Source organism: Bifidobacterium colobi (assembly GCF_018555455.1).
Classification (GTDB): Bacteria; Actinomycetota; Actinomycetes; order Actinomycetales; family Bifidobacteriaceae; genus Bifidobacterium; species Bifidobacterium colobi.
The window spans coordinates 59,238-71,528 of record NZ_JAFEJU010000008.1 but is presented as its reverse complement, the minus strand read 5'-3'; the positions used below and the strand labels follow the sequence as shown (position 1 = coordinate 71,528).

The following is a 12,291-nucleotide window of genomic DNA, read 5'->3' as shown; positions in this document are numbered from 1 at the left end:
TCTTCCCGCGTGTCTGCTGAGTGTAGTTGTAGGGATACGTCAATACCATCATCTCGGAAAGGCAATACAGGGAGATGGTAATGGCCGAAAACAATGGCAAGTCGAGTAAAGATATTTCACGCAGTGGCGATCGTTCCGAGCGTTCCGATCGCTTTTTCACCCTGCCGGTCAATATTCTGATTTTCGCCAGCTTCATGCTGGGCATGAGCGAGTTCGTGGTGGTGGGCATTCTGCCGGATATCGCCTCCGGACTGCAGGTCTCCGAAGTGACCGTGGGCAATCTGGTGGCCATCTTCGCGTTCGTCTACGCGCCGTGTACGCCGCTCGGTTCGGCTATTTCCGGGCGATTCCCACGATTCGCCACTTATCTGACGCTGATGAGCGTGTTCCTGGCCGGCAATATCCTGTGTGCGTTCGCGCCGAATTATCCGGTGCTGCTGATCGCCCGACTGATTATCGCATCGGTTTCCGGCACTCTGGTGGCCATCTCCATGACGTTCGCGCCGGATGTGACCACCGATAAGTACCGTACGAAGTTCATCGCATGGGTGTTCTCCGGCTTCTCCATCGCCTCGGTGGTCGGCGTGCCGGTAGGTACTTGGGTGGCGAACACGTTTGGCTGGCGCGTGACGTTCTACTTGATCTCCGTGTTGACGATGGTACTGCTGGTGCTGATGTTCACGGTGCTGCCTCGCAACAGCCACATCATCAAGGTCGGTTTCCTCTCCCAATTCCGCTTGTTCTTTGACCGTCGCATCCATTTGGGTGTACTCACCGTGGTGTTCGGCGCGGCATCGAGCTATGTGTTCTACACCTATCTGACTCCGATTCTGCGCGACGAGGTGAAGCTGCCGGAGCAGTACATCAGTCTTGGATTGGTGGTGTATGGTGTGGCCTGTCTGTGGAGCAACCTGTACGCCGGCAAGTTGGCGGAACGTGGCAGGGGAGTGGAACCGCTCTACCATCTGCGCTGGGTGTTCCTGGCGCACGCGATACTGCTCGCCTCGCTCGCTGCGGCGCATGTGGTATCGCTGTATGGCGCTGTGGCGCTGATTGTGCTGGGCATGTTCATGTACCTATTCAACGCATCCTCGCAGGTGCTGTACATGGATGTGGCCGCGCAATCCCATCCCGGTTCGATGAACCTTGCCGCATCGCTCAATTCGATGTCGTTCAACATCGGCATCGCCATCGGTTCTGCGGTTGGCGGACTTGCCAACGATTTCCTAGGACTCACCTGGCTGGGCCCGGTGGGTGCCATCTTCGCGCTGCTGGCAATGGCGATGTCGTGGATGCTGGCACCATACGTAGGCAAGCGCATCGAACGTTGAATCAATCGTCAGCTGCGAGGTGAACCGAACCAGCTTTCGTAGATGATGGCGAAGTTACGGTTGCCATAACTGGAGCAGGAGTCGCCGGTGCCAACGCCTGCGGCTAAAGCTGCCTCGTTCGGCTGGTATGGCGTGTAGATGTACAGCAATGCGGTGGCCTTGTTTTTGATATACACGTTGGTGCCACCGCAAGAGGCGTTCGGGTGATACTGCACATAGTTCAGCGCACCCGCATGATAGCCGTAGCGGTCCTCATGAGCGGTGTAGTACTGATATCGCTTGGCGGCACCATACACCTGCTTGAAGAAGCCAGCATACTCCGGATCGCAACTGGCATCATCCGGGCAGCTTAATCCCATGGCCGCTTTGTATTGGAAGTCGGTGATGGTGGTGGCCGTGACCAGATGTTGCTCCTTCTGCAGTACGGTCAGCAGTACTTTCTGACTGATGTTGCAGGCCTTGGCCGATTTAGTGATGATGGCCGCCGCGGTTTCTCCCTTGGCGCCCTCATACGCATCGCAATACTCGTTGGCGGGCTGATCGGTGGTGTCGAATGTCTTAGATTTCAAGCATTCGCCACCGGAGCATGCGGCGCCCTGCTCGTCCAGAAACGATTGCACTTCCTGCTCGCTCATCGCATTGCCGTTGAAGAACTGACCGTCGGCGATGATATCTCCTGGATCGAAGTCATACTCCTGAGTGAGCTGCAGCTGACGGGCTTCCGCCTCTTTGACCTCAAGACGCCATTGCACAAAACGAAGCGTGCCCATGGCTAGAGCCATCGCGCACACCACGGCCACGATGGTAATCAGCACGGTCTTGATCTTCTTGCCAAGACTTTGACGCCTCCACCATTGCTTGGGGCTCATAGGCTTGCGGCCCGCGGGTTTCCTGCCGCGAGCCTTGGCCGTGGGTTGCTTTGCTGTGTTCGATTGCTTCGCTTGTGTCATCGCCCAGCCATTGTAATAGCCGACGCTCAGAGCCCATTACGCTCGCGGTGAATCACGCCAGAATCTTTTTGATGCGATTCAGGGATGCAGGGCCGTGGGTGCCGAGTTCCTGCGCCCACAGGCTCAGATAGAACTCTTCGAGCATCCATCGAGCCTGTTCGGCTTGCTTCATCAACGCCTCATGCTTCGGGCCAGCCGGTTCGGCCTTGGCGCGAGACAGAGCCTTATCAACCAGTTGCTTGGCTTCATCGGCCTGCCACGCCCATTTGACGTCACGGTTCTTATCGCTTTTCGCCTTGGCCAAGCGCATCACATCAGCCTTGAGGTAGCGGTGCAGCGACTTCAACGCATCCGGGGGAGTGCGGCCGATGAATCCGGGGTAGACGAGCGTGGCGATATGGTCACGAATCGACTGCAATACGGAAAGCATCGGCAGATCAGCCTTGCCGGACGTGGCCTTATCCACTTCGGCATAGGCTTTGATGATGGCGATAACGTCATGCGCCACCTGATAGACGGTATCCTCATAGACTTCGCGCACATCCAATACGGCATTGGCGAGCGCCTCATCATCCGGCAGCGAGTCCACGTTCGGCAGCAGACGTTTGACCGTGGCCAGTTGCAGGTCCTCAACCAGTTCCTTGGTGGACTTGTAGGGGGCTGCAGCCAGCATCAGGGCCTCGGCGCCGAGCCAGCGCGAAGAGATGCGCTCCGCCGGCAACCGCAGTGCATCCAAGGCGCCATGCCAGAGCATATCGGCGCGAGAAGCGGTGGTGGCGCCGGCCTTATGCAGCAGGTTCGCCTGAGCGACCAGATTGCCTTGCTTGGCGGCCTGATCGGCTTGCTTCTTGACCATCTGGCGAGCGGACGCCTGTGCCTGGGCAGCGTACTTGCGTTGCAGATCCTTGAGACTCTTCGCAGTGTCCAGTACCTTCACCGCGCCACGAGCACGGCGACGCCCATGTGCCTGCTTGGGTGCCGGCAGCTGCTGCTCCACCGAGAATGTGACCTTCAAATATGGTTGCAGACGATCCATTAAATCCGGTCCCAGTACTTCCGGGTGGATTTGCGCGCCGACCGTAGCGATGGCGGCCTTGGTGAATACGTGTGCCAGATCAGGCCAGCCCACCGTTTCCCCGTTCTCATCCGTCGGCGCGAGGTTCGGTTTCTGCTGCGAACCGGAGCCAGGCAGCTCGGGGTAATGCTCATCAATCCATGTACGGATGGCGCGTGCCGCGTCCGGCGCGGGCACGAACTGGACGCGCAACTGCTTGGGCAAGGCCTTGATCATCGCAAGAATCAGCTCGTCCAGCAAGCCCGGCACATTCCACGTGAACTGTGCCGGTGTGATGCGGGACAGCGCTTTCAACGGCACGTGCACGGTCACGCCGTCCAGCGGATTACTGGGATCGTAGATGTAGCTTAAACGCAGATCAATCGGCTGGCCATCGGTGCCGATGGTATGCCAATGATCGGGGTAATCGTTGAGACTCACCGATTCGCTGTCCGAGAGACGCTCCACCTTGGACGGGTCGAACGTCAACAGATCGGGATGCTCGTTATGCTCGGCCTTCCACCATTCCGCCAGATCGGCCACCGAGGTCACGTTGGTGGGGATCACCGCATTGTAGAAGTCGAACAGATCCTCATCGGATACGGTGTCCGCCAGTTGACGGGTTCGACTGGCATCCTCGGCTGCATCCTCGAGAATGTCACGGTTCGCGCCGACGAAATCATCGTAGCTGAAACGCTGCTGGATATCGCCTTCCACCAAACCTTGGCGCAGTAGGAAGTCACGAGCCTCCAACGGATTGATGCGCCCCCACTGCACGGTGCGATCCTGCACGATCGGCAGACCATACAGCAGCACGCGGGCCGTGGCCACAGCGGAGCCACGTGAACCGGACCAATGCGGTTCCGCATACGTGGTACGGGTCAGCTGGCCGGCCAACGGTTCCGCCCACGCCGGGTCGATCGCAGCGGAATACCGGGCCCACAGGCGGGAGGTTTCCACCAGTTCCGTGCTCATCACCCAAGCAGGCGTCTTCTTCGCCACAGCGGAAGCCGGGAACAAGGCGAAGCGGGTGCCGCGAGCGCCCTGATAATCGTTCTTCGACTGTTTTTGCGCACGTTTCATCGCACGGGCGCGCGCAGCACCGGTGAGTCCGGCGAAATCAGAGGCCTTGGGCGCGCGAATCACCTGCATGCCCATCATTGAGAGCAAACCAGCGAGCATCGATTTATGGATGCCGTCCGCATCCCAAGCACAGCACAGCGAATGTGCGGGCTGCTGATTCAACGGCAGCTGGCGAATCTCCAAACCAGGGCGGGTGGACGGCAACGGATCGCCCACCTTGAACTTGAGCTCCTTGCACATCTGCCTGAGCTGCATCACCAGATCCTTCCACTGGCGCATCCTCAGCCAGCTGAAATACTCGGTTTTGCAGATACGACGCAAGGCGTTATTGCTGGGGTCGCCGTCCGCCTGGAACACACGATCCCAGATGTTCAACGCGGTCAGGAAGTCCGAAGTCTCATCCGCATACCGGTTATGGATACGGTCGGCTTCCTCACGTTTATCATCCGGACGTTCGCGCGGATCCTGCAAACTCAGGAAGGAGACCACCACCAGCACCTGGGCCAGCAGATTCGGGGAGCCGGATTTCGCCGCCTCGATCACCATGCGTCCCAAGCGCACGTCGATGGGAATACGGGAAAGCTGACGGCCGATATGGGTGAGCGTCACCTCGCCACGCTTACGGCCAATGGCCTTCAGCTCCGTGAGCTCATTGAAACCATCGGATACGGCCTTCATATCCGGCGGGTCGATGAAGCCGAACGTGGTCACATCCTCAGCCGTGCGAGCCACGCCCACCGACAACATATGCAACACCACCGCGCCCAGGGAGGTTCTGAGGATTTCCGGCTCGGTGAAACGGGGGCGGGTTTCGTAATCCTCACGGGAATACAGGCGGATCGCAATACCATCCGCCACACGACCGCATCGACCGGACCGCTGATCGGCGCTGGCCTGACTGATCGGCTCGATTGGAAGCCGCTGAACCTTGGCGGTTTTCGAATAACGGGAGATACGCGCGGTACCCGGATCCACCACGTAACGAATACCCGGCACGGTCAGTGAGGTCTCCGCCACATTCGTGGCGATGACGATGCGCTGATGCGTGTGCGGCTCGAACACCTTATGCTGATCGGCGGAAGACAATCGCGCGAACAGGGGCATGATCTCAATCGCGTCAGGCCGACGCATATCATCGGCGCGCGGGCCGTAATGATGGCGCAGCGCGGCCTCGAACTCATGAATATCACGCTCACCGGAAGCGAACACCAGAATATCGCGCGGTCCACGCTCATGCGAGGAATGGATGACCAGTTCGGCGCAGGCGCGCGCCACGGCGGTCGGCATATCGGTAATGCCATCATCCTCGTAATGGTTATCGGAGCGGCGTGAGCGCGGACGATCGGCATCGGATTCGGCGATGGCGCTCGCCAGCTCCTCATAATCCGCGTCACCCGGGCGGGCGCCGGTGGCGAAGCCGGGCACTTCTCGCATCAATGCGGGGGCGGTGCCGAGCGGTTCATACACCACCTGCACGGGGAACGTGCGGCCGGAGACTTCAATCACCGGCACCGTGCTGTGCAGCGCGTGTTCGAAATGCTCCTTGAACTTCACCGAATCAATGGTGGCGGATGTGATGATGAGCTTCAGATCGCGCCTGCGAGGCAACAGCGCGGTCAGATAGCCGAGCAGAAAATCAATATTGAGGCTACGCTCATGCGCCTCGTCGATGATGATCGTATCGTACTTGGACAGAGTCGGGTCACGCTGAATCTGCGCCAGCAGAATACCGTCGGTCACCACGCGCAGACGCGTGTTCGGCGAGCTTTCGTCGGTGAAACGAACCTGATAGCCCACCTCGTCGCCAAGCCGAACACCCAGCTCCGATGCGATGCGTTCGGCAACCGTGCGGGCGGCGATACGGCGAGGCTGCGTGTGCACAATCTGCTTGCCGTGCGTGCCTCTGCCCAATTCAAGCAGAATCTTCGGCAGCTGCGTGGTCTTACCGGAGCCGGTCTGACCGGAAACAATAACGACTTGATGGTGCTGAACCGCTTCGGCTATCGCTTCACGGGCAGCGGAAACGGGCAGTTCGCTTGGATACTCATACTTCATGACGGACTTCAATAATACGGAAGCCCTTGGAGCTCGCATACTTGCCCACAGCGAACCCATCGCCCAATTGCGCGGCAAGCCATTTGATCAGCGAATCGGAACCCAGATTCTTCTGCACCACCAGATAGGCGGCGGCCCCAGGCTTCAATCTCGGCAGCCAAGCCATCAGCAGCGTATGCAGCACCTCTTTGCCAACACGGATTGGGGGATTCGACCAAATGGCGTCGAACGTGAGATCCGCAGGCAGCGCGCTGGCATGCTTCGGTTGACGGTCTTGAGGCAGGGGAGTGCTCGATTCATCCACCTGAGTCACATGAACATTGCCGCACCCATTGCTTGCCGCATTCGCCGCAGTCAAATCAAGCGCACGCTCATTGACATCCACCGCCCATACCTTGGCGTTCGGGGATTCGAACGCCATGGCGAGCGCTATAGGACCCCAGCCGCAACCCAAGTCAAGAAAGTTGCCCTCTTCAGGCAGTTCGGGAGCATGACGCAGCAGCACCGAGGTACCCAGATCAAGACGGGAACCGGAGAACACGCCGTTCGAGACCTCCACGCGAGCCTCATGATCGCGCAAGGTGACGTTCAACGTGCGGCGCACATCCTTGGACGAAGGTTCCGCGGAGAAATACTGTTCTGCCATTGTGTGCTCCATTTCCGCGGGATTCCCGCATGCCGTGGTTCGTTGATTGCATCCGTTGTTGCGCTGTTCATCCCCGTGTAGCGGGCATGTCACCTCACCTGATGATAATAAGGAGCCATAGAAGAATCGTGAACCACTGATGAGCGTTGATATGAGAGGTGCCTTTGAGCGACAACAACCAGTACACCGATATTGATCAGGGCAGCTCTTCCGTGACTTCTCAAGGCGTGCTCTCCTCGCAGTCGGATGTGCTGCTCGACAACAACCAGCGGCCGGCCGGGTGGCATGAGGACACCAATCAGGAATGGCAGGAGCGCGAGGCCCGCAACGAGCTCAAGCATGTGGCCGGCCTTGGCGAACTTGAAGACGTTACCGAAGTCGAATACCGCAAGGTGCGTTTGGAACGCGTGGTTTTGGTAGGCGTATGGTCGAGCGCCGTGACCACGCAGGCCAAGGCTGAGGAATCCCTGCGCGAGCTTGCCGCGCTCGCCGAAACCGCGGGCGCCGTGGTGTGTGATGGTCTATTGCAGCATCGATTGAAGCCGGATGCCGCCACCTATGTGGGTTCGGGCAAGGCGCGCGAGATTGCTGATATCGTGGCGCGCGAGGAGGCCGATACCATCATCGTCGACGATGATCTGCCGCCGTCGCAACGTCGTGCGCTTGAGGATGCCGCCAAAGTCAAGGTGGTGGATCGTACCGCCGTAATCCTGGATATTTTCGCCCAGCACGCCACCTCCCGTGAAGGCAAGGCGCAGGTTGAGCTCGCCCAACTGGAATACATGCTGCCACGCTTGCGTGGCTGGGGTGGTTCATTGTCACGTCAGGCCGGTGGTCGTGCCGCCGGCGCGGACGCGGGCATTGGATCGCGTGGCCCTGGCGAAACCAAAATCGAAATGGATCGTCGTGTGATTCGCACCCGTATCGCCAGGCTCCGCCGCCAGATTCGCGAAATGGCGCCGGCGCGTGAGGTCAAGCGCGGCTCGCGTCGACGTTTCGGCCTGCCGACCGTGGCAGTGGTGGGATACACCAATGCCGGCAAGTCATCGCTCACCAATCGTCTGACCGGTTCTGCCGAGTTGGTGGAGAACGCGCTGTTCGCCACACTGGATACGGCGGTACGACGTGCGAAAACCCATGATGGGCGGTTCTACGCCTATGTGGACACGGTGGGTTTCGTGCGCCGATTACCCACGCAGTTGGTGGAGGCGTTCAAATCCACGCTGGAGGAAGTGGCCGAAGCGGATGTGATCGTGCATGTGGTGGATGGCTCGCACCCCGATCCGTTCTCCCAAATCGATGCGGTGAACGATGTGCTGGCGGACATTGAGGGCACGGCGTCGATTCCGCGCATACTGGTGTTCAACAAGGCCGACCAGATCGATGCAGCCACACGTGAGCGTCTGTCTGCTTTGGAGCCGGACGCCTTCATCGTCTCCTCCTATAGCGGTGAGGGGATCGACGCGCTGCGAGACGCCGTTGAATCGTTGCTGCCGGTGCCGCACGTCCATGTTAATGCGTTGCTGCCGTATACGGCCGGCTCGTTGCTGTCTCGCGTGCGCGAATACGGCAAGGTGAGCAAAGTGGAATACCGTGATGATGGCGTGTTGCTTGAGGCTGATGTGGACTCGCATCTGGCGGCGAAAGTCATCGAACAGTCAATCGATTAACGTGACGAAAATCACATATGTGTTGTGAGCGCTAACAACCGTTGAAAACATTGGGTTTTTTGATTTTTGCAGCGGGCGCATGGGAGCGCAAACGTCTTAGCGGGTTTATAAAGTAAAACCGTTAGTTACATGGCCTGCCATTCTGCAGACCGCCTTTGAAGAGAGGTTAATCCATCATGGCGGAAACTACCGTTAAGCCCACGAAGCTTGCAATCATCGGTGCTGGTGCCGTTGGCTCCACCCTCGCCTTCGCTGCCGCGCAGCGTGGCGTTGCCCGTGAGATCGTGCTTGAGGATATCGCTAAGGAACGCGTTGAGGCCGAGGTGCTCGATATGCAGCACGGCTCCAGCTTCTACCCGACCGTGTCCATCGACGGTTCCGATGATCCCGAGATCTGCCGCGACGCCGACATGATCGTCATCACCGCTGGTCCTCGCCAGAAGCCGGGCCAGTCCCGTCTGGAGCTCGTTGGCGCCACCGTCAACATCCTCAAGGCCATCATGCCGGGTCTCGTCAAGGTTGCTCCGAACGCAATCTACATGCTGATCACCAACCCGGTTGATATCGCCACCCACGTTGCCCAGAAGCTCACCGGCCTGCCTGAGAACCAGGTCTTCGGCTCCGGCACCAACCTGGATTCCGCTCGTCTGCGCTTCCTGATCGCCCAGCAGACCGGCGTCAACGTCAAGAACGTCCACGCCTACATCGCCGGCGAGCACGGCGACTCCGAAGTGCCGCTGTGGTCCTCCGCCACCATCGGTGGCGTCCCGATGTGCGACTGGACCCCGCTGCCGGGTCACGAGCCGCTCGACGCCGCCAAGCGCGAAGAGATCCACCAGGAAGTCAAGAACGCCGCTTACAAGATCATCAACGGTAAGGGCGCCACCAACTACGCCATCGGCATGTCCGGCGTCGACATCGTCGAGGCCGTTCTGCATGACACCAACCGTATCCTGCCGGTCTCCTCCATGCTCAAGGACTTCCACGGCATCTCCGACATCTGCATGTCTGTGCCGACCCTGCTCAACCGTCAGGGTGTCAACACCGCCATCAACACCCCGGTGTCCGACAAGGAGCTTGCAGCCCTGAAGCGTTCCGCTGAGACGCTGAAGGAAACCGCCGCCCAGTTCGGCTTCTGATAAATAATCGTTCCACGGAGCGTTCTCGTCGTTGTGGAAGGCTTGATGTACCTTTGTACACCTTCGCCTTCCACGCCTAGAGACCGCACACGTGGAACGATTATTGATACGTTGAATCGTCATATGTATTGCATATGACGATTTTTCATATTTGCGGATAATTCATTCGTATTGCGTTTTTCCGTACTGTGCTTTACCCATGTTCGATTACTTGTGGAGGTCGTTGGCTGAGGGAGTGGTGTAGCCTTCCGGCTCAAGCTGGAACGTAGTGTGCGGCACAGAGACGGGGAAGTGTTCGCGCAGACAATCCTGCAGTTGTTCAAGCACTTGGGCCGCTTCAACCATGGTCAGGCCTTTGTCCACCACCACATGCGCCATCAGAATCGGCATCCCGGTGGAAACCGTGCTGGCATGCAAATCATGCACGGCTATCACATGCGGCACACTTTCCAAATGAGTGCGCACGGCATCCAGATCAAGACCCTCGGGGGTTTCCTCCAACAGTACGCGTACCGCATGGTGCAGTAGCTTGATGGCACGGGGAATCATCAATAGTGCGATGAGCGCGCCGGCAACGGCGTCGAAGCCCTTCCAGCCGGTGGACATCATGACCAATGCGGAAGTCACCACTGCAACAGAACCTAGGGCGTCGTTCATCACTTCCAGGAATGCCGCTTTCATGTTCATATTGTCTTCGCGCTGCGAAGCCAGAATGAATATCGAAATGATGTTGGCGCTCAAACCGAGAATGCCCACGAACAAGAGAAGCTTGATATCCTCGATTTGCGCATGCGAGCCGCCGAACAATCGCATGCCAGCTTCGACCAACGCGTACACGCCCACAATCAGCAGTACCAGGGCGCCGGCGGCTGCAGTCAGTACCTCCAAACGGGCCCATCCCCATGTTCTTGTGTTGCTGGGCTTGCGCTGCATCAGAATCGCCGTCACCGTGGAGGCAATCAGCACCGACATATCCGTAAGCATGTGACCGGCATCCACCAGCAATGCCAGTGAACCCGTCAACACGGCAGCGACGACTTCAATAATGAAGACGCTGCAAGTCACGCCAAGGGTTGCCATGAGTCTGAACTGATGGGCGCGTGCGCCGGTGTTCGCGGAAACCGAGGTAGGTGCGTGTGTGTGGGTCATAGCGTATTGCCAGCTTCCTCAACGGAGGTACCGAGATGAAATCGTTTCTCAATACCATTAGCGATTGGGTGTGTATACAGCAAAACCCCGGTGCAAGGACCGGGGTTCAGTACTGGATAGCAGTGTAGCACCTCAGCAGTCAAACCTCCACGATGCGAAGCCGCGAGCACACGGGATTAGGCTGGCTGCGCGTTGGCTACAGTTTGCGCAAGACGGTTACCACTTTGCCCATAATGGTGGCATGCGTACCGTCAATGGGTGAATATGCGGGATTATGCGGTATGAGCCACACGTGGCCATTCTCCTTGCGGAAGGTTTTCACCGTGGCCTCATCGTCGAGTAATGCCGCCACGATATCGCCGTTGACTGCATTGTTTTGTTCGCGAATCACCACGAAGTCACCGTCGCAGATAGCGGCATCGATCATCGAATCGCCATGAACCTCCAGCATGAACAGCTTGCCTGAGCCGGTGAGTCGTTCCGGCAAGCGCATCACATCATCAATATGCTGCTCGGCGGTGATGGGAACGCCGGCGGCAATGCGCCCCACCAGAGGAACGTCGCGCGATTCGTTGATTGATTCAGTGGGGAAAGACAGGATTTGCGCAATCGGTTCGTCTGATTGCGCGCTACCGTCGGCATCGCTGTCCGATTGAGGCTGGCCGACTGATGCAGAGCCGATGACCTCGATGGCGCGACCCTTATTCGCATTCACGCGGATGAACCCCTTCTCCTCAAGCACCTTCAGCTGATGTTTGACGGAGGACGGGCTTTTCAGTCCCGCCGCGGATCCAATCTCGCGGAATGATGGGGCGAATCCCTGCCGCTCGATATACGCTTTGATGGCAGCCAATACTTTGCGCTGACGGTCGGTCAGTGTGGATTCATCCGGCCCGGTTGCGGGGGAGAAGGGGATGGTGCTCACGGCGGGCTCCTTTCGTGCTTTCCTAAGCATAACGTGACATTCACAAAAAACAAACATCTGTTCGAGTATGTCGCTTGACAGTGTCGAACAAATGTGCAATCCTATGAACAGATGTTCGATAGAACAGGCGTTCGAAGGATGGTGGAGTCATGATCAGCTCTGATGCAACCGGTGTTGTGGCCAATGGTGGCGCGATGCGGCGTGTTCTGTTGTGCGACTCGGAAGGTGTGATTGCGGCGCATCGTGCGCATTGCCATGTAAGGCAGTATCGCGTCGGTGACGGCCGCCC

Annotated in this window: 8 protein-coding genes; 3 read left to right on the top strand and 5 right to left on the bottom strand. The window is 58.5% G+C overall.

The features are described 5' to 3' along the window. The first annotated feature begins 80 nt into the window (after nucleotides 1-80). A complete protein-coding gene (locus JS530_RS09670) occupies nucleotides 81-1,331 on the top strand; it encodes an MFS transporter (RefSeq protein ID WP_214376955.1) in 1,251 nt (416 codons plus the stop codon). A gap of 8 nt (nucleotides 1,332-1,339) precedes the next feature. On the opposite strand, the gene JS530_RS09665 is transcribed toward JS530_RS09670, so the two are convergent. The 3 genes from JS530_RS09665 to JS530_RS09655 form a co-directional block, all read right to left on the bottom strand. Beyond that, nucleotides 1,340-2,200 (bottom strand): hemagglutinin, encoded by an 861-nt coding sequence (locus JS530_RS09665; RefSeq protein ID WP_240541185.1) that lies wholly within the window; start codon nucleotides 2,198-2,200, stop codon nucleotides 1,340-1,342. A gap of 133 nt (nucleotides 2,201-2,333) precedes the next feature. Continuing rightward, nucleotides 2,334-6,473 (bottom strand): ATP-dependent RNA helicase HrpA, encoded by a 4,140-nt coding sequence (gene hrpA / locus JS530_RS09660; RefSeq protein WP_214376953.1) that lies wholly within the window; start codon nucleotides 6,471-6,473, stop codon nucleotides 2,334-2,336. Next, entirely contained in the window at nucleotides 6,463-7,119 is a 657-nt protein-coding gene (locus JS530_RS09655) for a class I SAM-dependent methyltransferase (RefSeq protein WP_214376952.1), read from the bottom strand. Before JS530_RS09655 ends, hrpA begins: the two co-directional genes overlap by 11 nt. A gap of 164 nt (nucleotides 7,120-7,283) precedes the next feature. Here JS530_RS09655 and hflX point away from each other — a divergent pair, with 164 nt between their 5' ends. Continuing rightward, nucleotides 7,284-8,789 (top strand): GTPase HflX, encoded by a 1,506-nt coding sequence (gene hflX, locus JS530_RS09650; protein WP_214376951.1) that lies wholly within the window; start codon nucleotides 7,284-7,286, stop codon nucleotides 8,787-8,789. Nucleotides 8,790-8,965: 176 nt separating this feature from the next. Continuing rightward, a complete protein-coding gene (locus JS530_RS09645) occupies nucleotides 8,966-9,928 on the top strand; it encodes an L-lactate dehydrogenase (RefSeq protein ID WP_214376950.1) in 963 nt (320 codons plus the stop codon). A gap of 207 nt (nucleotides 9,929-10,135) precedes the next feature. Here the strand turns inward: JS530_RS09645 and JS530_RS09640 are convergent, their stop codons facing one another. Beyond that, a complete protein-coding gene (locus JS530_RS09640; RefSeq protein ID WP_214376949.1) occupies nucleotides 10,136-11,077 on the bottom strand; it encodes a cation diffusion facilitator family transporter in 942 nt (313 codons plus the stop codon). Between the two features lie 196 nt (nucleotides 11,078-11,273). Beyond that, the gene (lexA, locus tag JS530_RS09635; protein ID WP_425350870.1) at nucleotides 11,274-12,032 is read right to left on the bottom strand and encodes a transcriptional repressor LexA; all 759 of its coding nucleotides are present in this window, start codon (nucleotides 12,030-12,032) and stop codon (nucleotides 11,274-11,276) included. Nucleotides 12,033-12,291 lie beyond the last annotated feature (259 nt).

Bases quoted from the DNA above. Each gene is read 5' to 3' on its own strand.
- JS530_RS09670 (WP_214376955.1), top strand. From the start codon at position 81: ATGGCCGAAAACAATGGCAAGTCGAGTAAAGATATTTCACGCAGTGGC.
- JS530_RS09640 (WP_214376949.1), bottom strand. From the start codon at position 11,077: ATGACCCACACACACGCACCTACCTCGGTTTCCGCGAACACCGGCGCA.
- JS530_RS09665 (WP_240541185.1), bottom strand. From the start codon at position 2,200: ATGAGCCCCAAGCAATGGTGGAGGCGTCAAAGTCTTGGCAAGAAGATC.
- JS530_RS09645 (WP_214376950.1), top strand. From the start codon at position 8,966: ATGGCGGAAACTACCGTTAAGCCCACGAAGCTTGCAATCATCGGTGCT.
- hrpA (WP_214376953.1), bottom strand. From the start codon at position 6,473: ATGAAGTATGAGTATCCAAGCGAACTGCCCGTTTCCGCTGCCCGTGAA.
- lexA (WP_425350870.1), bottom strand. From the start codon at position 12,032: ATGCTTAGGAAAGCACGAAAGGAGCCCGCCGTGAGCACCATCCCCTTC.
- JS530_RS09655 (WP_214376952.1), bottom strand. From the start codon at position 7,119: ATGGCAGAACAGTATTTCTCCGCGGAACCTTCGTCCAAGGATGTGCGC.